This window comes from Cellulomonas sp. URHE0023, assembly GCF_000688475.1.
In the GTDB taxonomy this organism is placed as follows: Bacteria; Actinomycetota; Actinomycetes; order Actinomycetales; family Cellulomonadaceae; genus Cellulomonas.
In genome coordinates this window covers 384,516-402,273 of sequence record NZ_JIAN01000007.1, presented here as the reverse complement: position 1 = coordinate 402,273, position 17,758 = coordinate 384,516, and the positions used below count along the sequence as shown (strand labels likewise).

Below are 17,758 nucleotides of genomic sequence, written 5' to 3'. Positions count from 1 at the left end.
GCGGTTGACGCTAGAGCCTGATCTCGCGCGGAAGATGCCTGCGAAGGAGGGGCCGCTGGACCACGTGCCGGCGCGGCCGGGACGAGCCGGTGCACGCGGCTGCCGTCGGGTGCTGGGCCGGGCTCCGTACTCTGCTCGCCGACCATGACGCGCTCATCGTTGCGAGCGCCGGGCTCAGGCTCGCCCTGATGCCCGGCGAGATCCTCGACCAGCTGGCGTCTTTCGCGGCGAGCGACCAGCTCCAGCGCACGGTCGTCGGCGGTCGGCCGGTAGCGGATCGACTCGCGCACGGTGCTCAGTCCGCCGCGACGGCGGCGATGACGCTCACCTCGATCAGTGCGCCCGGCACGCCGAGCCCGGCGACCACCGCGGCGGTGACCAGAGGTGGCGCCCCCGGTCCGGAGAGCAGCGGAGCGATCGCGCCGTAGGCCGCGCGCAGATCTGCGTCCTGGTGGATGAAGACGGTCCACTGCACGACGTCCGCCAGCGTCGCGCCGGCGGCCTCCAGTGCGGTCCGGACGTTCTCGACGGCCCGCACCGACTGCGCGGCGGCGTCCTGCGACACGACCGCGCCCGTGTCGTCGACGCCGTTCTGGCCGCCGACGTAGAGGGTCGTCGCGCCCGCGGGCACGACGGCGACATGGCTGAACGCCGGGCTCACGACGAGACCGGCCGGTTGCAAACGGGTGATCTCCACGGTGTCCACGCTGCCACGCACCACTGACATTGCGCGTGGTCCCAGGTCAGCGGCTCGCCGAGCCAGAACTCGTGTGCGCAACCGGGCCCGCCAGGGTGTGCCGAACCTGTATAACCGAATGTTCGGCTCCCACGACTGAAGGACGACCCACCGCATGCTGATCTTCTGGGTGATCGCCGCTGTCGCCCTGCTCCTGCTCGTGCTCACCGTCGTGTCCGGCGACCTCCTCGACGGCGTGGTCGATGCGGTCGACTTCACCGGCGGGTACCTGTCGTCCGCCGTCGTGCTCGCGTTCGTCGCCACGTTCGGCATCGTCGGCGGCATCGTCACCACCGTGACCGACGTTGGTGCGCTCGCAGCTGCGGGACTCGGGCTCGTTGCCGGTCTCGTGGTCGCGGTCGTGGCCGGCTACGCCACGCGGGCGCTGACCCACGGGCCGACGGCGCACCAGATCACGAGCAGCGACTACGTCGGGCTCGCGGCGACCGTGACCACCTCCATCCCGGCCGGCGGGCTCGGTCAGGTCGCGCTGACCGTCGCCGGCCAGAGCGCCGCCCTGGCGGCTCGGGCGGACGTCCCGGTACCGACCGGGTCCGTGGTCACCATCGTCTCCAACGTCGGACCGGGCGTGGTGAAGGTCGCCGCACCCGAGTAGTCGACCACCTCGTCCACCACCGCTACATCGAACACAGGAGAGTGCACGTGCTGGAGAACGCTGACTGGATGGCCATCCTCGGGGTGGTCGCGCTCGTCGTGGTCTTGATCATGGTCGGGATCGGCATCGCGAACAGGTACCGCGTCGCCAAGCCGAACGAGGCGTTCATCGTCACGGGACGCAAGGGCAGGGGATCGGGCGACCTGTCCGGGCAGAAGGTCGTCACGGGTGGCGGCGTGTTCGTCCTGCCGTTCGTCCAGCAGCTCTCGGTGCTGGACATGTCGTCGCGGCGTATCACGGTCGAAGTCAACGGTGCGCCGTCCTCGCAGGGCATCGCACTGAACGTCTCGGGCGTCGCGATCGTCAAGGTGCACAACGAGGACGTCTCGATCCGGGCGGCCGCGCAGCGCTTCGGCAGCCAGCAGGAAGAGGTGGACAACTTCACGACGAACCAGCTCTCCGGTGCCCTTCGCGCCATCGTCGGCAACCTCACCGTGGAGCAGGTGATCCGGGACCGGGAGTCGTTCAGCCAGCAGGTGCTCGAGTCCGTCACCGGTTCGCTGAGCGCCCAGGGCCTGAGCCTCGACGCGTTCACGATCCAGGAGGTCACCGACCACGGTGGCGGCACGTACATCCTGGACATGGGCCGTGCCTCCGCCGCCGCGATCCGTCGCGAGGCGGAGATCGCCGAGGCCGAGGCGCGTCGCCTGTCCGAGGAGAAGCGGATCGACTCCGAGACGCAGGTGGCCAACTACCAGCGTGCGCTCGACCTGCGCCAGGCGGAGATCCTCGCGGAGACCGACCGCGCCAAGGCGCTGTCGGCGTCGGCCGGCCCCCTCGAGGCGGCGGCCAGGCAGCAGGAGATCCTGGCGCAGGAGGAGCTCGTCGCCCAGCGGCAGGCCGCCCTCACCGAGCGTCAGCTCGACACCACGGTGCGACGCCCCGCCGACGCCGAGCGCTACCGGCTCGAGCAGCAGGCCGAGGCGCAGCGCGTCACCGCGGTCAAGGCGGCCGAGGCGGCGCGGGCCGAGAACGAGCTGCGTGGCGCCGGTGAGCTGGCGCTGCGGTCGGCGCAGGCGACGGCGACCACGCTCGAGGGCGAGGCTCAGGCTGCCGCAGTGCTCGCGCGCGGCAAGGCGGAGGCCGAGGCGCTCCAGAAGCGTGCCGAGGCGTACAAGGAGTTCAACCAGGCGGCCGTGTTCGACCGGCTGCTGGACACGCTGCCGGAGATCGCGCGGCAGCTCGCCGCACCGATGGCGAGCATCGACACGCTGACGGTCGTCTCGACCGACGGTGCGTCAGCGCTGCCCAAGGCCGTCGCGGGCAACTTCGTCCAGCTCCAGGAGCTGGTCAAGTCGACCACCGGCCTCGACCTGACCCAGATCATCAGCCAGCTCACCACCAAGGAGCCGGAGACCCACGTGGTCGTCCCGGTCACCAACGGCGTCACGACGACCCTCTGACCTCAGCGCGCGTGGGCCATGTCGCCGACCGCGAGCCGCCGGAGGACCTCCAGGACCACGGCGGCCGAGCGGTCGGCGGCGTCGTCCACGTGCGTGAGGAAGTCGTTGCCGGCCACGGGGCCGCACAGGTCCGAGATCCCGCGCACGGACAGGAACGGCACCCCGTACAGGTGGGCCGTGTGGGCGAGCGCGGCAGACTCCATGTCGATCGCGACGGCCGTCGGGAACGCGGCGCGGATCCGCTCGACGCGAGTGGCGTCGATGAACGCGTCGCCCGACAGGACGGTGCCGGTGAGCACGCGAAGGTCGACCGCGGCGCCGACCGCGGCGTCGTGCAGCACCTTCTCCGCCTCGTACACCTCGGGCATGCCCGGCACCTGGCCGAGCTCGTACCCGAAGGCGCGCGCGTCGGCGCCGGAGTACAGGTACTCGGAGCCGACGACGACATCGCCCACCCGGACCTCGAGACCGACCCCTCCCGCGCTGCCGGCGCTGATCACGGCTCGCGGGTGCGTGCCCTGGATGGCGACGGCGGCGGCGGTGGCGGAGTTGACCAGCCCGATCCCGCACTGCACCAGCAGGACCTGGCGTCCGCCGATGGTGAGGAGCCGGTGCTCGGCGTGGCCCATCTGCGTGGGGTCGCCGACCACGTCGGCCCGCGCCATGAACGGTGCGGACTCGTCGGCCATCGCGGTGATGACGACCGCGTCGACGGCGATCATGCCGTCACAGGGCCTTCCACGTGCGCCCACTCGTCCCGTGCGGCGAGGAACGTCCGCGCGGCGTCCTGGGCGCCTTCGAGCGTGTGGTTGGCGCCCCAGCCGCACTGGACCTCGTTGGCTGCGGGCACCTCGGTGGCCGTCAGGATGTCCTCGAGCGTCGACTGCACGAGGTCGAGGACCTCGTCGTACGTCCACACGCCCTGCAGGATCAGGTAGAAGCCGGTCTGGCAGCCCATCGGCGAGAAGTCGACCACGCGGTCCGAATGGTTGCGCGAGTGCTCCGCGAACAGGTGCTCGAGCGAGTGCACGGTCGCCATCTCGAGGTGCGCGACGTTCGGCTGCGTGAACCGGATGTCGTACTTGCTCAGCTCGTCGCCGGCAGGCAGGCGCTTGGTGTCCGCGAGCCGGACGTACGGCGCGACGACGGTGCGGTGGTCGAGGTTGAACGACTCGACGTTCATGCGGGGCTGGTTCACGGCTGACGTCCTTCGGTGCTCGGCGGAACGTCCATTGTCCCCTCTCTGCGAGCGTGTTGCGCCGCGCCCGGTGGGATGCCGTGGTGAGGTGAGCACCCCAGACCCCAGGAGGCATGGTGTCCGACTGCTCGCACCTCACGGTTGCGTGGGACCCGCAGCCCCTTCAGCTCGCCACCAGGTTGCAGACCGTGCACTGGTTCACGTGCGACTGGTGCGGGCTCAAGGCCGTCGTCGTCATCACCGACGTCGTCCTGTCGACGTGAGCAGCGGCGCGGACCGTCCGGCTGCCTAGGATCGGCGCATGGCCATCCCGTCGTTCGTCGTCGACCTGCGCGCTTCCGTCGGGCACCACCCGCTCTGGCTGTCGGGCGTCACCGCGGTGGTGCTGCGGGAGTCCGACGGCGTGCCGGAAGTGCTGCTCGTGAGGCGTGCGGACACCGGCGCATGGACCCCGGTGACCGGGATCATCGACCCGGGAGAGCAACCCGCGGTCGCCGCCGCTCGGGAGGTGCTGGAGGAGGCGTCGGTCGTCGCGGTGCCCGAGCGGCTGGCGTGGGTCAACACCCTGCCTCCGATGCGGTACGCGAACGGCGACCAGGCGCAGTACCTCGACCACACGTTCCGGTTCCGCTGGGTGTCGGGGGAGCCGACGCCGGGCGACGACGAGAACACCGAGGCCGCGTTCTTCCGGCTCGACGCGCTGCCGCCGATCTCCTCGGAGATGCGCACGCGGATCGAGCGAGCGCTACGCCCGGAAGGACCCGCCGACTTCGAGTTCTGACGGTTCCGGGCTCCTCGGGTCGACCGAGGTCATCCACTGCGTGCCCACCACGCGCAGCAGCGCGAGCGCCTCGGCCTCGGGGGTACCGGGTTCGGCCGAGTAGACGATCACGGTCTGGTCTCCGGCCAGGACGTGCAGCGAGTCGCAGTCGAGCGTGATGAGTCCGAGGCTGGGGTGCTCGATCGTCTTGCGGGTCATCCGCCACGTGCCCGCCCCGCCGGTGCGCCACAGCTCGTCGAACGACGGGCTGCCGCGGCGCAGCTCGGCCACGAGGTCACGCACACCTGGGTCGTCCGGGTAGCGGGCCGCGGTCGCACGCAGGCTGGCCACCGACTGGGCGGCCGTCTCCGCGTGCTCCTCCTCGGTCATCGCGACACGGCTGCGACGCGGGTCCGGACTGCCCAGGAACCGCTGCCACGTCATGTTCCGCTGTCGGCGCGGGACCTCGGACCAGTCGCCGAGCAGGGCGGAGGCCATCGGGTTCCAGGCCAGGATATCTGCGCGCGCGCTGAGCACCATCGTCGGAAGGTCGGCGAACCGGTCGAGGAGCCGCTGGACGCTGGGGCGCACGTGCTCGTCCACGCGTCCCGGCCGCGGGGGAGCGCTGCCCGCCAGGTGGAAGAGCTCGTCGCGTGCGTCGTCGTCCAGGCGCAGCGCCCGTGCGAGCGCCGCGAGGACCTGTGTGGACGGCTGCGGACCGCGGCCCTGCTCGAGGCGGACCACGTAGTCGACGCTCACGCCGGCCAGCTGCGCCACCTCCTCACGACGCAGACCGGGGACGCGTCTGCGGTCTCCCGCGGGCAGGCCCACGTCCCGCGGGGTGAGGACGCTCCGAGCACGGACGAGCACGCGGGCCAGCTGGGGTCGGTCCATGGGTCCAGGATGCCGTGTCCCGGGTCCGGTACCCGGCCCCGGAGCCTGGGATCGTCGGTCCTAGGCTGCGCCCGTCCTGGATGTGAGGCGGCGCGCGGCGCACGGTGAGCACATGACAACACCACTGACCGACACCACCACCATCGCGCTCGTCACGGGCGCCACCCAGGGCATCGGCCGCGAGACCGTCCGGCGGCTGGCCGCGCTCGGCTGGACCGTCTGGCTGGGTGCACGAGACCTCCAGAAGGGCGCGGAGATCGCCGCGGCCACCGAGGGCGACGTCCGCGTCGTCGAGCTCGACGTCCTGGACGACGCGTCGGTGGCGGCTGCCGCCGCCACGGTCGAGCAGGTGAGCGGCCGCCTCGACGTGCTCGTCAACAACGCGGGCGTCGCGGGTGGCTCCGAGGTCACGCCGAGGGACACGGTCGCGGCGCACTTCCTGCCGGTCTACGGCGTGAACGTCCTCGGGCCGGTGCGCACCACGCACGCGTTCCTGCCGCTGCTCGACCGCTCGTCGCAGCCGCGGATCGTGATGGTCTCGAGCGGGTTGGGCTCGTTGGCGATCACCACCGACCCCGACCGGTTCGAGTCCACGCTGCACTCGCTGACGTACCCGTCCTCCAAGTCGGCTCTGAACATGATCACCACCCAGTACGCCAAGGCGCTCCCTGGCTACCAGGTCAACGCGGTCGACCCCGGCTACACGTCCACCGGGCTCAACGGGTTCAGCGGCCCCCAGTCCGTGGAGCAGGGCGCCGAGTCGACCGTCCGCGCAGCCACCCTCGAGCCTGGTGCACCGTCGGGCACGTTCACGGACGCCGCGGGCGTGCTGCCGTGGTGACCGGGCGAGGCGGGGACCAGCAGCCGACCGTGGCAGCTACCGCGCGAGCCGCTCCACGATCCCGCCGTACACGGTGGGTACGGCCGACGCGAGCGGGACGATGCTCCGCCTCAGCGGTGACCCGGCAGCCGCGAGCAGGCCGCTCGTGATCATCCGGTAGTCGCGGGTGGCTGCGGTCCACGCCTTCTCGTAGGCCGCGGACGACGTCTCGACGTCGGGTCCGAGCGTGCGCACCGCGGCGGCGGCCTGGGCGAGCCCGACGCGGACACCCTCGCCGGTGAGCGCGTCGACGTAACCGGAGGCGTCGCCGACAAGGCGTACCCGGCCGGCGGTACGGGCCCGCGTCCTCTGCAGGAGCGGCCCGGCGCCGCGCGGCGGTCCGAGTGTCGGCGTCGAGCCCAGGTGCCGGCGAAGGTCCGGGAAGCCGTCGAGGCTGCGGTCGAAGTCGTGGTGCTGCGGTCCCAGCATCGCGACGCCGACCGTGTCCGGTCCCACCGGGGTCACGTACGCCTCGACATGCCGTCCCCAGTGCACCTCGACGAGGTCGCTCCACGGCGCGATGCGGTAGTGCCGCCGGATGCCGTAGCGGCGGCCGCCCGCCCTTGCAGCCGGGCGGTCGAGCCCGACCTGCCGTCGCACGGTCGAGTGGAGGCCGTCGCACGCCATGAGCCAGCTCGCGCGGATCCCCGCGGCGGTCACGGAACCCGCGTCCTGCTCGATGGTCTCGACCTTCCCGGGGACGACCTCGACGCCGAGCTCCTCGGCGCGGAGCGCGAGCGCGAGGTGCAGCGCCGTGCGCCGGACCCCGAGACCGGACGAGCTCGTGAACAGGTGGTCGGCCCTGCGGTCGCCGCGGACGTACCGGATCCCGGTGAGCGGATGCCCCGTGGGGTGCACGTCGAGGCGGGCCAGGGCGGCCACCGCCCCGGGCATCAGGCCTTCGCCGCACGCCTTGTCGATCGGGGTGGCCCGAGGCTCCACGACCATCGCCCGCAGTCCCGCGAGGCGCGCCTCGATCGCCACCGCGAGGCCGACGGGGCCGCCGCCTGCGACCAGGACGTCGACGTCGGGTCTCATGCGGGCGCCGCCACGGAACGCAGCGCGCGCTCCTCGGCGGGGATGCGGAAGCGCAGGAGCAGGATCGCGTTGAGCACCGTGAACGCGAGCGCCGTGACCCAGGCCGTGTGGACGAGGGGCAGCGCGGCCCCCTCGACCGCGACCGCGACGTAGTTGGGGTGCCGCAGCCGCGCGTAGGGACCGCGGTGCACGAGTGCGACGCCCGGGACCACGATGATGCGCGTGTTCCACAGGTTGCCCAGCGTCGCGATGCACCACCAGCGCAGCGCCTGCGACGCGAGGACCAGGGCGAAGGCGGTCCAGCCGAGGACGGGCAGGAACGGTCGGTCGGCCAGCTGCACCTCGACCAGGCAGGCGACCAGGAGGCCGGTGTGCAGCGCCACCATCGGCGGGTAGTGGCGTCGGCCGCTCTCGGTCCCGCCGTGCGCGAACGCCCACGCGGCGTGCCGCTGGGCGACCACGAGCTCCGCGAGGCGCTCGACTCCGACCGCGAGAACCAGGACGGTGTACCAGCTCATCGTGCGTCCGCCGGGGTGCTCTCGGGCCAGCGCAGCAGCACCAGCTCGGCGCAGACGCCCGGCCCGAACGCGAACATGACGCCGACCGAGCCGGGCAGCTGACCACCCGTCGAGAGCTCGTCCGCGAGGACGTGCAGCACACCCGACGACGACAGGTTCCCGGCGCGCGCCAACGACGCCCAGCTCGCGGCCAGGGCCTCGTCGGGAAGCCCCAGCGTCCGGGCCGCGGACTCGAGGATCCGCGGGCCACCGGTGTGGGCGATCCACGTGCCGACGTCGCTGACCTTCAGGTGATGCGCGCTGAGCAGGTTCACCACGTCCGTCCCGAGGTGCTCCTCGACGATGTCCGCCATGCTCGGCGACAGGACGATCCGGAAGCCGCTCCCGCCGATGTCCCAGCCGAGCTGGTCGAGCGTGTCGGGGTACAGCGCACTGCGCGCGTCGACGACCTCGACGCCGCCCTCGGCCCGACCCGCACCGACCATGACGACGGCGGAGGCGCCGTCCCCGAACAGCCCGCTGGACACGATGTTGGGCATCGAGGCGTCACCGTGCTGCAGGGTCAGCGAGCAGAGCTCGACCGAGACCAGCAGCGCGACGTCGTGCGGGTGCCCCTGCAGGTAGTCGCGCACGCGCGCGATCCCCGCCGCGCCGCCCACGCAGCCCAGGCCGAACACGGGGACGTGCTTGACGTCGGAGCGCATGCCGAGCCGGTCCGCGAGCAGCACGTCGATGGAGGGGGCGCCGATCCCGGTCACCGAGGTGAAGAACAGGTAGTCGACGTCGGTCGCGCTCAGGCCGGCGTCCGCGAGCGCACGTCGCGTCGCCACCGCTGCCAGGTCGGTGCCGACCCGCAGGAACGCGTCGTTCGTCCGCTCGAAGGTCGTCAGCTCCGCGTACTCCTCCAGCGCGAGCGCGTGGTGCCGCGTCTGGATGCCCTCGGCGGCGTGCACCCGGCGGATGGTCGGCCAGAGGCGCGAGTCGTCCGACAGCAGGGGCGCGAGCATGTCCGAGAGCTCCGCCTGGGCATGCACGTGCTCCGGCAGGACGGCGGCGACCGAGGCGATTCGGACCATCCGCGCATCGTGCCAGAGGGTGGTGCCGCCCGCTGGGTGGGGTGCTGGTCGCCGCGGGCTGCGACGATGGCGGACCGAGCAAGGGAGTACCGGATGGCGGATCTGCGGCAGGCGCCCACGCGCCGTGCGATCGACCTCGCTCTGGCGTGCCACCCCGGTCCGACCGTCGCCGTCACCGCCTTCGCGTTCGCGATGGCGGCGGGAGCGGCCGCGCCGGCTCGTACGGCCGTCCTGGTCGGCGCCGCGGTCCTCACCGGGCAGCTGTCCGTCGGCTGGTCGAACGACTGGATCGACGCGGGCCGCGACGCCGCGGTCGGCCGCACCGACAAGCCCGTCGGCGACGGCCGGCTGACGGTCTCGACGGTGCGCCTGGCCGCCTTCGTGGCGCTCGCAGCCTGCGTCGTGCTGTCGTTCTCGCTCGGCTGGCGGGCGGGTCTCGTGCATCTGGCGACCGTGGCGTCGGCGTGGTCGTACAACGTCCGGCTCAAGAGCACCGCCTGGTCGTGGGCGCCCTACGCGTTCTCGTTCGGCTTCCTGCCGCTGGCCATCGCGCTCGCCCTGCCGGGCAGCCCGGTGGCTGCGTGGTGGGCGGTCCTCGGGGGTGCGCTGCTCGGGGTCGGTGCGCACGGTGCCAACGTGATCCCGGACCTGCAGGACGACCAGGAGACGGGTGTGCGAGGCCTGCCGCACCGGCTCGGCGGGACGGTCACGAGCATCGGGTCCGCCCTCGCGCTCGTCGCGGCCACGATGCTCGTGGTGCTCGCGCCGCAGGGCAGCCCGTCGATCGGTACCGCTGGGGCGCTCGTCCTCGCCCTCGGCCTCACCATCCTGGGCACCACGATCGCGCTCAACGGAGGGCGTAGCCGCTTGCCGTTCACCGCGGCGATCGCGGTCGCCGGAGTCGACGTCGTGCTGCTCGTGCTCTCGGACTGGGTGGTGCAGCGCTGAGGCGTGCCACCACCGTGAGCGCTTGACTTCGAGCGCGCTCGAAGCGGCACGCTGACGGCGTCACGGTCCCGTCGAAGGAGTCTCTCGTGCAGCTCGGCATCCACCTCATGCGGTACGACTCGGTACCGGCGTCCGCGCTGCGCCAGGAGCTGGCGGACACCGTGTCCGCCGCGGAGGACGCGGACGTCGCGTGGGTCTCGGTGATGGACCACTACTTCCAGATGATCGCCGCAGGGTTCCCCCGCGAGGACCCCATGCTCGAGGCGTACACGACGCTGGGCTACCTCGCAGGTGTCACGTCACGCGTGCAGCTCGGCGTGCTGGTGACCGGCGTGACCTACCGGCACCCCGGCCTGCTGGCCAAGATCGTCGCCACGCTCGACGTGCTCAGCGGGGGCCGGGCGACCCTGGGGATCGGCGCCGCCTGGTACGAGGAGGAGCACCGTGCGCTCGGCGTCCCGTACCCGGCGCTCGCGGAGCGCTTCGAGCGGCTCGAGGAGACGCTGCAGATCTGCCGGCAGATGTTCGACCCGGCGAACGACGGGCCGTACGAGGGCACGCACTACCAGCTGGCCCAGACCCTCTGCTCGCCGCAGCCTCTGCACGCACCCGAGATCATGGTCGGCGGCGGGGGAGAGAAGAAGACGTTGCGCCTGGTCGCGCAGTACGGCGACGCCTGCAACCTGTTCGCCACCACCCCGCAGGAGATCGCGCACAAGCTCGAGGTGCTGCGTGGGCACTGCGCGGACGTCGGGCGCGACCCGGCCGAGATCCGCATCACCATGCTGCACGGCGGCACGGACCTGCTGTCGGGGGACGTCGACGCGTTCGTCAAGGAGATCACGCCCTACCGAGACCTCGGGGTCGAGACGGTCATCCTGCGTCCGCCCGCCACGAGCCTGTCCGCGTGGGTCCGGGACCACGTGGCCCCGGCCGTCCGGCCGCTCGCCGACCTCGGCTAGGTCCAGTGGGCCGGTGCCGCGCCCAGCCGGTGCGGTAGGCGCGTCGTCGGGTCGCCGAGAGCCGAGGCGACCTGGCTCGGCGTGACGAAGTACGCCGTCGACAGGTCGGCCCCGCGCAGGTCCGCCCCGCGCAGGTCCGCACCCAGCAGGTCGGCCTCGCGCAGGTCGGCGCCCCGCAGGTCCGCGCTCAGCAGGCTCGCCCCGCGTAGGTCGGCAGCGCGCAGGTCCGTGAGGCGCCGAGACGCCAGGTCGGCGCGACGGTGGGCAGGCCCGGTCGGCCGCGCCAGCGCCACCGCTCGCTCGAGCAGCGGACCGACGATCCCCGGGACCGCCAGGTGGTCGACCGTGTGCAGGGCATCGAGGTCGTCCGTCCGGCCCGACAGCTCGTCGACGAGAGCGGCGACCTCGGCGTGGACGGGTGCCGCTGCACGCACGGTCAGGACCTCCGTGAGGTACCAGAGCATCTCGTGCAGGGTCTGCACGGTCCAGAAGTCCGCGAACATCCCTCTCGCCGCCGCCGGCTCATCTCGCCAGCTGCGGCCCTCATAGAGGTGCTGGGTGACCTGCTGTCCGGCACCGAAGCACTCGTACACCGTGCACCCGCTCATCCCGCGCTCCCGAAGCACCGTGTGGATGCCGCACCGGTAGTCGCCGTGCAGGTTCTGGCAGGGCGTGCCCGGGGGCTTGTCGAAGGCGAACGCGGACGACCGGGTGAACCCGGGCGCGACGCAGCAGAGCCCCACGCACCGTGCGCAGTCCGAGCGCAGGTCGAGGCGGGTCCGGCTGCCTGTGTCGCTCGGGTTGCCCGCGTCGGTCGTCACGGCAGCAGTCTGCGCCCCGCGCGACGCCCGGAGCCAGCGGTCCCGGTGTCTGCCCGTGGCGGATCCGCCGACGGCAGATCCAGGGGCCTGCGACGTTCGAGCCGTGCCACGTTCGGATGGTCCGCACCGTCGACCCAGCTCGGTCACCACGCACGGAGGCCCGCATGCACCCCACAGCCCGCACCGCCGCACCGCCCACCCTTCGACCCTTCGACGACGACCTGGCCACGCGCCTGCTGCACCAGCGGATCGTCGTGCTCGGCCAGGAGGTCGACGACCCGGTCGCCAACCGCGTCTGCGCGCAGCTGCTGCTGCTCTCGGCAGAGGATCCGCGCCGCGACATCGCGCTCTACATCAACTCGCCGGGTGGCTCGATCAGCGCGGCGCTGGCCATGTACGACACCATGCGGCTCATCCCCAACGACGTGTCGACGCTCGCGATGGGGCTCGCCGCGAGCGCCGGCCAGTTCCTGCTGAGCGCGGGCACGCCCGGCAAGCGGTACGCCATGCGGCACGCCCGCGTCCTCATGCACCAGCCGTCGGGCGGCATCGGTGGGACCGCGGTCGACATCGCGATCCAGGCGCAGAACATGGCGCACGTGAAGCGCACCATGCAGTCGCTCACGGCGGAGCACACCGGGCAGTCGGTCGAGACGATCGAGCGCGACGCCGACCGCGACCGCTGGTTCACGGCCGCGGAGGCCCTCGCGTACGGGTTCGTCGACAAGGTGGTCGAACAGCTCGACGACGTCCGACCCGACAGCCCCCGGAAGGTCGGTCTGTGATGGCGGGCTACACGATCCCCGTCGTGGTCGAGCAGCGGCCCAACGGCGAGCGGGCGTCCGACGTGTACTCGCGGCTGCTCGGCGACCGGATCATCTTCCTGGGGACCGAGATCGACGACGGCGTCGCCAACGTGGTCATCGCGCAGCTCCTGCACCTGCAGTCCGAGAGCCAGGACTCGCCGATCCACCTCTACATCAACTCGCCCGGCGGATCGATCACGGCACTGCTGGCCGTCTACGACACCATCCAGTACATCAAGCCGACCGTCGCGACGTTCTGCCTCGGTCAGGCGGCGTCCGCCGCGGCGGTCCTCCTGGCCGCCGGGGCGCCGGGCAGCCGGCACGTGCTGGAGCACGCCCGCGTGCTGCTGCACCAGCCCTCCGGCGGTGGGGAGGGAACGGCTGCCGACCTGGAGATCCAGGCGCGGGAGGTGCTGCGGCTCCGCGAGGAGGTCGAGCAGATCCTGCACCGCCACACGAGCCAGCCGCTCGACAAGCTCCGGCTCGACACCGACCGGGACCTGATCCTGACGGCGCAGCAGGCGGTCGACTACGGCCTGGCGGACCGGGTGGTCAGGACGCTCAAGGAGGTGCCGGCAGCCGTCGCGGGGTAGTCAGGCGGCGAGCAGCACCGCGCCGACGGTGCCGGCGGTCACGAGCGTGGCCTCCGGCATCGTCGTCGGCGCCCGCCCGGAGAGCCGGGTCACCGTGGCCGGCTCGTGCCGACCGCCGAGCGCGACGGGGTCGGTGGGCGTCGCGACGAGTTCCGTGTCCGCCGGCGCCGTCAGGTCGACGACGACGCGGCCCTCGGCTCGCGCGAGCTCGGCGTGCGCTGTGCCCACGAGGTCGACGAGCCGGAGCCCGAGCGCGCGGCAGACCGCGACGAGCACCTCCGACGACGGCTCCTTGCGACCACGCTCCACCTCCGACAGGTACGCCACCGAGACGCGTGCGCTCTCGGCGACGTCCCGCAACGTGCGGCCCTGGTCCTCCCGCCGTGCGCGCAGGATCGCGCCGACGAGGTGCCGCAGGAGCGGCTCGGGCGGCCGCGTGCGTCCGGGGGCAGGACGCGACGGTCCCACGGGGAGCAGCGTGCTGGTCGGACGCGACATCGGGGGCCTCCCTGCAGGGAACGGGTCCTTCGTCACGCTAGCCCGCGAACCCGCTCGATCGGGGCCGGGCCCTTCTGCCGTGAGCGGACGGCCTCGTCGAGGAACCGGTCAGGACGAGACGTCCGCGGTCGTGAACCGGCTCCACGCCAGCGCGCCGAAGATGGCCACCCACGCCGCCTGCAGCGTGAGCCCCTGGCCGAGCACGCCCCAGTCGGGCTCCAGGCGCAGGAACTCGGCGAACCCGAGCCAGTGGTGCGTGAGCAGCGCGGGTGCGATGACGTGCAGGGCCGGCAGCTGGTCGAGCACGCCCGAGACGATCGCGACGACGACCGTCGCGGCCATCGCGCCGACGGGCACCTCGGTGAGCGTCGAGAAGAAGAGCCCGACCGCGACGAGGCCGGTCATGGACAGCCCGACGTAGGCGACGATCCCCGCGACCCGCACGACGCCGTCCAGCAGCGGAACGGTCGTCCCGGACAGCAGGGTGATGTCGCGCAGGCCGAAGAACACGGCACCTGCGACGAGCCCGACGACGGCGATGGAGAGCACGGCCGCACCCGCGAACAGGAGCGCACCGAGCGCCTTGACGCCGAGCAGCCGCGTGCGGGACACGGGCACGACCAGCAGGTAGCGCAACGTCCCGGCGGAGGCCTCACCTGCCACGGAGTCGCCGGACGCGATCCCGATCGTCAGCGGCAGGAGGAACGGAAGGCAGATGAACAGCGCGGCGACCACGAGGAACAGGCCGTTGCCGGTGACGTTGCCGATGAAACCGGGACCCTGGCCGCCGAGCGCGCTGTCCTGCGTCAGGAAGAGCACGAGTCCCAGCACCAGCGGGACCAGCGCGAGACCGATGAGCAGAACGATGTTGCGTCGACGCCCGAAGACGAGTCGCAGCTCGCTGCGAGCCAGGCGTCCCAGTGCGCCGCGCGTCGACGGCGCCTCCGGCAGGTCAACGAGCGACATCGAAGCCCTCCCCGGTGAGCTCCACGAAGATCTGCTCGAGGTTCGGGCGGCGGACCTCGAGGCCGAGAAGGTCGACCCCTGCGTGCACGATCGCTGCCGAGACCTTCTCGGGCGGCGTGTCGTCGAGGAGCGCGGTGACCGTCGTCCCCTCCACGGACACCTCCGCCATCCCCAGAGCGGCGAGCACCTCGGCGACGGCGGCGACGTGGTCGCTCGACGTCTGGACGAGGACCCGGGCAGCACCCCGGGCGGTGAGCTCGCCGCGGTCGCCCTGCAGCAAGAGCCTGCCGCGGCCCATGATCCCGATGTGCGAGCACACCTGCTCGATCTCTGCCAGCAGGTGTGAGGAGACCAGCACGGTCGACCCGCCGTCGGCGAGCTCGCGGACGAGGTGGCGGACCTCGCGCGTGCCCTGCGGGTCGAGGCCGTTGGTCGGCTCGTCGAGGACCAGGAGCTCGCGCGGACGCAGCAGGGCCGCAGCCAGGCCGAGGCGCTGCTTCATGCCGAGCGAGTACTGGCGGTACGGCTTCGATGCGGCAGCGGAGAGCCCCACGCGCTCGAGGGCCTCGTCGCTGCGCCTGCGTGACGTGCGCGGGTTCGCGGTCGCGTCGCTCGCGTCCAGCCGGGCGAGGTTGGCGCGGCCGGTCAGGTACGGGTGGAACGCCGGTCCCTCGACCAGGGCACCGACCCGGGGGAGCACGTCCAGTCCGGCCTCGGGCATCCGTCCGCCCAGCAGCTCGGCGTGCCCGCTCGTCGGCCGGACGAGGCCCAGCAGCATGCGGATCGTCGTCGTCTTGCCCGACCCGTTCGGCCCGAGGAACCCGTAGACGGCGCCGCGCGGGACGTGCAGGTCGATGCCGTCGACCGCCACCTGACCCGAGCGGAACTGCTTCGTCAGACGCTCGGTGCGGATCGCGAGGTCGCCCGTGCCCGCACCCCCGGTCGAGGATGCGGGCACGGGAAGCGGTTCGGTCATCGGGCCAGGGCCTGCAGCGTCTCGCCCGGGACCGCGCCGACCAGGACCCGCCCGTCGTCGGTCACGAGCACGGACAGCAGCGCCGAGCTCAGCAGTCGACCCTCTGGGACGGCGGTGGTCAGCTGGTCGTACAGCGCGGACGTGTCCAGCGTGCCGAGCGGCGACCCGGCGTCCTTCTCCGGAGCGAACTGGTCGTAGAGCTGCTGGGCGCCCTTCGAGTCGAACTGCCGGTCGGCGCCGGGCAGTGCGCTCGCAGCGGCCGGGTCCCCGGCGAGCAGACCCGCCACGTCGACGCCCGCGACCTGCACGACGCTGTCCCAGCCGAGGCCGGACACGGTCACACCCTCGGGCAGGGCGCCCGGGACGGTCGCGGTGGTCGCGTCATGCTCGGGCAGCGCCACGACGACGTCCTTGGTGCTGGCACCTGGCGGCGTCGAGAAGCTGAGGACGGAGTCGGCGGGCGTCCCGAACGTCACGTCAGTGAACCCGAGCTCGAGCGCCGGCGTCTGGGCGTCCGCACGGCTCCACACCTGCAGTCGCAGCGGTGTGCTCGTCGCGGCGTCCACGGCGACGACGATCCTCCCGATCAGGGTGGTCTGGCTCGTCGGCGTCACGACGAGCTGGTACGCGTCGCGCCCGGCGACCTCGGTCTGCGCGTCGAGCGTGACCGTCGAGAAGGCCTTCGCCATGGTGACGGCCTGCCGGGCGGCCTCGGCGGGCGTCGGCAGATCCCCCTCGACGGGAAGGTCGCCGGCCTCCGCCTTGGCGGCCAGGTCGTCGTAGCGCGCGGTGTCAGCGTCGTCCAGGGTGTAGTGGACGACCGCGTTGTCGGTGCTCGAGTAGGTCCAGGCCTGCGGCCCGTCCTGCACGACCGAGTACTCGGACACGTCGCCCAGGAGCGCAGCGCGGGAGCGCTCGGCGCCGTCCGTCCAGACCCGCATGGTCGAGCTGCCACCGAGGAGCGACACCGGGTTGGCTCCGGTGACCTTGCTGAACGGGAGCTCGGGCAGTCCGAGGCGGGCGGTGTAGACGACCGTCCCGGACAGCGGCTGCTGCTCGGCGGCGGCGACCTGCTCGGCCAGCTGCTCGGGCGTGATCGTCGGCAGCCCGTCGCTGCCGGCGGTGGCCAGCAGAGGGGGAGCGGCGAAGCCGATCCCGACGGCGACGGCGACGACCACGGGGACGCTCCAGCGGGCCCGGGTCGACAGGGTGCGGCGAGACGGCGTGCTGCTCGTCTGAGGTGTCGGCTGTTCGGTCATGGCACCACTGTGCGGCACGCTCGCTGAGCGGACCCTGAGAGCGGGTGAGCCCACACGTCGGTGCCTGGTGGCATGCTCGCGACATGCGGGTTCTCGTGGTGGACGACGAGCGCGGGCTGGTGCGTGCGCTCAAGCGCGGGCTCACGGCGGAGGGTTTCGCCGTGGACGTCGCGCTCGACGGGGACACGGGCCTCGAGCTCGCGTCCGGGAACGAGTACGACGCGATCGTGCTCGACGTCATGCTGCCGCGCCGCAACGGATACGACGTGGTGACGGCCCTGCGCGAACGGGACGTGTGGACTCCCGTGCTCATGCTGAGCGCCAAGGACGGCGAGTACGACGTCGCGGACGGGCTCGATGTCGGGGCCGACGACTACCTGACCAAGCCGTTCGCGTTCGTCGTCCTGGTGAGCCGGTTGCGTGCCCTCCTCCGGCGTCAGTCGCAGGTGCGCCCACCGGTCCTGACGGTCGGCGAGCTCACGCTCGACCCCTCCACGCGCCGCGTGACCCGTGCGGGCGAGGTGGTGCCGATGACCACCCGCGAGGTCGCCCTGCTCGAGTACCTGATGCACCACGCGGACCGTGTGGTCGGCAAGGTCGAGCTGCGCGACCACGTGTGGGACGGCGACGGTGACGACGTGAACGTGGTCGAGGTCTACGTGTCGTACCTGCGCCGCAAGCTCGGCCGGGCGTCCGTCGAGACGGTCCGCGGCGCCGGGTACCGCGTTGCCGGGTAGCCGGTCTAGGGCG

The 17,758-nt window shown here is 72.4% G+C and carries 22 protein-coding genes; 10 read left to right on the top strand and 12 right to left on the bottom strand.

All coding sequences use genetic code 11. The features are described 5' to 3' along the window. Positions 1–295 precede the first annotated feature (295 nt). A complete protein-coding gene (locus tag N553_RS0115000; RefSeq protein ID WP_051640201.1) occupies positions 296–727 on the bottom strand; it encodes a RidA family protein in 432 nt (143 codons plus the stop codon). A 124-nt stretch (positions 728–851) separates the two neighbouring features. On the opposite strand from N553_RS0115000, the gene N553_RS24380 reads away from it, so the two are divergent. Both N553_RS24380 and N553_RS22930 read left to right on the top strand, forming a co-directional pair. Beyond that, on the top strand, positions 852–1,352 hold the full coding sequence (locus tag N553_RS24380) for a hypothetical protein (RefSeq protein WP_051640200.1): 501 nt from the start codon (positions 852–854) through the stop codon (positions 1,350–1,352). Positions 1,353–1,399: 47 nt separating this feature from the next. After that, positions 1,400–2,815, top strand: a complete 1,416-nt coding sequence (locus N553_RS22930; protein WP_197030093.1) for a flotillin family protein — start codon at positions 1,400–1,402, stop codon at positions 2,813–2,815. A gap of 2 nt (positions 2,816–2,817) precedes the next feature. Here the strand turns inward: N553_RS22930 and N553_RS0114980 are convergent, their stop codons facing one another. Continuing rightward, positions 2,818–3,537 carry a 5'-methylthioadenosine/adenosylhomocysteine nucleosidase gene (locus tag N553_RS0114980; RefSeq protein WP_028047208.1) on the bottom strand — a complete coding sequence of 240 codons (720 nt, stop codon included), beginning with the start codon at positions 3,535–3,537 and terminating at the stop codon, positions 2,818–2,820. After that, positions 3,534–3,998 (bottom strand): S-ribosylhomocysteine lyase, encoded by a 465-nt coding sequence (locus N553_RS0114975; protein ID WP_028047207.1) that lies wholly within the window; start codon positions 3,996–3,998, stop codon positions 3,534–3,536. The genes N553_RS0114980 and N553_RS0114975 overlap by 4 nt, the downstream gene beginning before the upstream one ends. A 128-nt stretch (positions 3,999–4,126) precedes the next feature. Between N553_RS0114975 and N553_RS25130 the strand changes: the two genes are divergently transcribed. Beyond that, positions 4,127–4,276, top strand: a complete 150-nt coding sequence (locus N553_RS25130) for a hypothetical protein (RefSeq protein WP_197030092.1) — start codon at positions 4,127–4,129, stop codon at positions 4,274–4,276. 38 nt (positions 4,277–4,314) lie between these two features. Further along, positions 4,315–4,794, top strand: a complete 480-nt coding sequence (locus N553_RS0114965; RefSeq protein ID WP_028047206.1) for an NUDIX domain-containing protein — start codon at positions 4,315–4,317, stop codon at positions 4,792–4,794. Here the strand turns inward: N553_RS0114965 and N553_RS0114960 are convergent. Beyond that, positions 4,759–5,667 (bottom strand): helix-turn-helix transcriptional regulator, encoded by a 909-nt coding sequence (locus N553_RS0114960; protein ID WP_028047205.1) that lies wholly within the window; start codon positions 5,665–5,667, stop codon positions 4,759–4,761. The two genes, N553_RS0114965 and N553_RS0114960, sit on opposite strands and share 36 nt — an antisense overlap. A gap of 112 nt (positions 5,668–5,779) precedes the next feature. Between N553_RS0114960 and N553_RS0114955 the strand changes: the two genes are divergently transcribed. Next, complete coding sequence (locus N553_RS0114955; RefSeq protein ID WP_034622578.1) at positions 5,780–6,508, top strand: SDR family NAD(P)-dependent oxidoreductase; 729 nt, start codon at positions 5,780–5,782, stop codon at positions 6,506–6,508. 36 nt (positions 6,509–6,544) lie between these two features. Here the strand turns inward: N553_RS0114955 and N553_RS0114950 are convergent, their stop codons facing one another. From N553_RS0114950 to N553_RS0114940, 3 genes are read right to left on the bottom strand one after another with little or no spacing between them, the layout of a single operon-like run. Next, the gene (locus N553_RS0114950; RefSeq protein WP_028047203.1) at positions 6,545–7,585 is read right to left on the bottom strand and encodes an NAD(P)/FAD-dependent oxidoreductase; all 1,041 of its coding nucleotides are present in this window, start codon (positions 7,583–7,585) and stop codon (positions 6,545–6,547) included. Next, complete coding sequence (locus tag N553_RS0114945; RefSeq protein WP_028047202.1) at positions 7,582–8,103, bottom strand: isoprenylcysteine carboxyl methyltransferase family protein; 522 nt, start codon at positions 8,101–8,103, stop codon at positions 7,582–7,584. The genes N553_RS0114950 and N553_RS0114945 overlap by 4 nt, the downstream gene beginning before the upstream one ends. Next, positions 8,100–9,179 (bottom strand): type III polyketide synthase, encoded by a 1,080-nt coding sequence (locus N553_RS0114940; protein ID WP_028047201.1) that lies wholly within the window; start codon positions 9,177–9,179, stop codon positions 8,100–8,102. The genes N553_RS0114945 and N553_RS0114940 overlap by 4 nt, the downstream gene beginning before the upstream one ends. Before the next feature lie 93 nt (positions 9,180–9,272). On the opposite strand from N553_RS0114940, the gene N553_RS0114935 reads away from it, so the two are divergent. Next, positions 9,273–10,127, top strand: a complete 855-nt coding sequence (locus N553_RS0114935; protein ID WP_051640199.1) for a UbiA family prenyltransferase — start codon at positions 9,273–9,275, stop codon at positions 10,125–10,127. Between the two features lie 86 nt (positions 10,128–10,213). Continuing rightward, the gene (locus N553_RS0114930; protein ID WP_028047199.1) at positions 10,214–11,089 is read left to right on the top strand and encodes an LLM class F420-dependent oxidoreductase; all 876 of its coding nucleotides are present in this window, start codon (positions 10,214–10,216) and stop codon (positions 11,087–11,089) included. Here the strand turns inward: N553_RS0114930 and N553_RS0114925 are convergent. Next, entirely contained in the window at positions 11,086–11,910 is an 825-nt protein-coding gene (locus N553_RS0114925; protein WP_051640198.1) for a pentapeptide repeat-containing protein, read from the bottom strand. The genes N553_RS0114930 and N553_RS0114925 overlap by 4 nt on opposite strands. A 164-nt stretch (positions 11,911–12,074) precedes the next feature. On the opposite strand from N553_RS0114925, the gene N553_RS0114920 reads away from it, so the two are divergent. Together N553_RS0114920 and N553_RS0114915 are read left to right on the top strand one after the other, a co-directional pair. Further along, positions 12,075–12,695, top strand: coding sequence for a ClpP family protease (locus tag N553_RS0114920; RefSeq protein ID WP_028047197.1), 621 nt, complete (start codon positions 12,075–12,077; stop codon positions 12,693–12,695). Continuing rightward, positions 12,695–13,309, top strand: coding sequence for a ClpP family protease (locus N553_RS0114915; protein ID WP_028047196.1), 615 nt, complete (start codon positions 12,695–12,697; stop codon positions 13,307–13,309). Before N553_RS0114920 ends, N553_RS0114915 begins: the two co-directional genes overlap by 1 nt. Here the strand turns inward: N553_RS0114915 and N553_RS25860 are convergent, their stop codons facing one another. The 4 genes from N553_RS25860 to N553_RS0114895 form a co-directional block, all read right to left on the bottom strand. Further along, positions 13,310–13,807 (bottom strand): helix-turn-helix domain-containing protein, encoded by a 498-nt coding sequence (locus N553_RS25860; protein ID WP_081844629.1) that lies wholly within the window; start codon positions 13,805–13,807, stop codon positions 13,310–13,312. Positions 13,808–13,915: 108 nt separating this feature from the next. Next, the gene (locus N553_RS0114905; protein ID WP_028047195.1) at positions 13,916–14,773 is read right to left on the bottom strand and encodes an ABC transporter permease; all 858 of its coding nucleotides are present in this window, start codon (positions 14,771–14,773) and stop codon (positions 13,916–13,918) included. Then, the gene (locus tag N553_RS0114900; RefSeq protein WP_028047194.1) at positions 14,760–15,749 is read right to left on the bottom strand and encodes an ABC transporter ATP-binding protein; all 990 of its coding nucleotides are present in this window, start codon (positions 15,747–15,749) and stop codon (positions 14,760–14,762) included. The genes N553_RS0114905 and N553_RS0114900 overlap by 14 nt, the downstream gene beginning before the upstream one ends. Next, complete coding sequence (locus tag N553_RS0114895) at positions 15,746–17,008, bottom strand: hypothetical protein (RefSeq protein ID WP_028047193.1); 1,263 nt, start codon at positions 17,006–17,008, stop codon at positions 15,746–15,748. Before N553_RS0114895 ends, N553_RS0114900 begins: the two co-directional genes overlap by 4 nt. Positions 17,009–17,091: 83 nt before the next feature. Between N553_RS0114895 and N553_RS0114890 the strand changes: the two genes are divergently transcribed. Then, positions 17,092–17,745, top strand: a complete 654-nt coding sequence (locus tag N553_RS0114890) for a response regulator transcription factor (RefSeq protein WP_028047192.1) — start codon at positions 17,092–17,094, stop codon at positions 17,743–17,745. Positions 17,746–17,758: the final 13 nt, after the last annotated feature.

Excerpts from the sequence above, each read along its gene's own strand:
- N553_RS0115000 (WP_051640201.1), bottom strand. The coding sequence starts at position 727 with ATGTCAGTGGTGCGTGGCAGCGTGGACACCGTGGAGATCACCCGTTTG.
- N553_RS24380 (WP_051640200.1), top strand. The coding sequence starts at position 852 with ATGCTGATCTTCTGGGTGATCGCCGCTGTCGCCCTGCTCCTGCTCGTG.
- N553_RS0114980 (WP_028047208.1), bottom strand. The coding sequence starts at position 3,537 with ATGATCGCCGTCGACGCGGTCGTCATCACCGCGATGGCCGACGAGTCC.
- N553_RS0114975 (WP_028047207.1), bottom strand. The coding sequence starts at position 3,998 with ATGAACGTCGAGTCGTTCAACCTCGACCACCGCACCGTCGTCGCGCCG.
- N553_RS25130 (WP_197030092.1), top strand. The coding sequence starts at position 4,127 with ATGGTGTCCGACTGCTCGCACCTCACGGTTGCGTGGGACCCGCAGCCC.
- N553_RS0114965 (WP_028047206.1), top strand. The coding sequence starts at position 4,315 with ATGGCCATCCCGTCGTTCGTCGTCGACCTGCGCGCTTCCGTCGGGCAC.
- N553_RS0114960 (WP_028047205.1), bottom strand. The coding sequence starts at position 5,667 with ATGGACCGACCCCAGCTGGCCCGCGTGCTCGTCCGTGCTCGGAGCGTC.
- N553_RS0114955 (WP_034622578.1), top strand. The coding sequence starts at position 5,780 with ATGACAACACCACTGACCGACACCACCACCATCGCGCTCGTCACGGGC.
- N553_RS0114950 (WP_028047203.1), bottom strand. The coding sequence starts at position 7,585 with ATGAGACCCGACGTCGACGTCCTGGTCGCAGGCGGCGGCCCCGTCGGC.
- N553_RS0114945 (WP_028047202.1), bottom strand. The coding sequence starts at position 8,103 with ATGAGCTGGTACACCGTCCTGGTTCTCGCGGTCGGAGTCGAGCGCCTC.
- N553_RS0114940 (WP_028047201.1), bottom strand. The coding sequence starts at position 9,179 with ATGGTCCGAATCGCCTCGGTCGCCGCCGTCCTGCCGGAGCACGTGCAT.
- N553_RS0114935 (WP_051640199.1), top strand. The coding sequence starts at position 9,273 with ATGGCGGATCTGCGGCAGGCGCCCACGCGCCGTGCGATCGACCTCGCT.
- N553_RS0114920 (WP_028047197.1), top strand. The coding sequence starts at position 12,075 with ATGCACCCCACAGCCCGCACCGCCGCACCGCCCACCCTTCGACCCTTC.
- N553_RS0114915 (WP_028047196.1), top strand. The coding sequence starts at position 12,695 with ATGGCGGGCTACACGATCCCCGTCGTGGTCGAGCAGCGGCCCAACGGC.
- N553_RS25860 (WP_081844629.1), bottom strand. The coding sequence starts at position 13,807 with ATGTCGCGTCCGACCAGCACGCTGCTCCCCGTGGGACCGTCGCGTCCT.
- N553_RS0114905 (WP_028047195.1), bottom strand. The coding sequence starts at position 14,773 with ATGTCGCTCGTTGACCTGCCGGAGGCGCCGTCGACGCGCGGCGCACTG.
- N553_RS0114900 (WP_028047194.1), bottom strand. The coding sequence starts at position 15,749 with ATGACCGAACCGCTTCCCGTGCCCGCATCCTCGACCGGGGGTGCGGGC.
- N553_RS0114895 (WP_028047193.1), bottom strand. The coding sequence starts at position 17,008 with ATGACCGAACAGCCGACACCTCAGACGAGCAGCACGCCGTCTCGCCGC.
- N553_RS0114890 (WP_028047192.1), top strand. The coding sequence starts at position 17,092 with ATGCGGGTTCTCGTGGTGGACGACGAGCGCGGGCTGGTGCGTGCGCTC.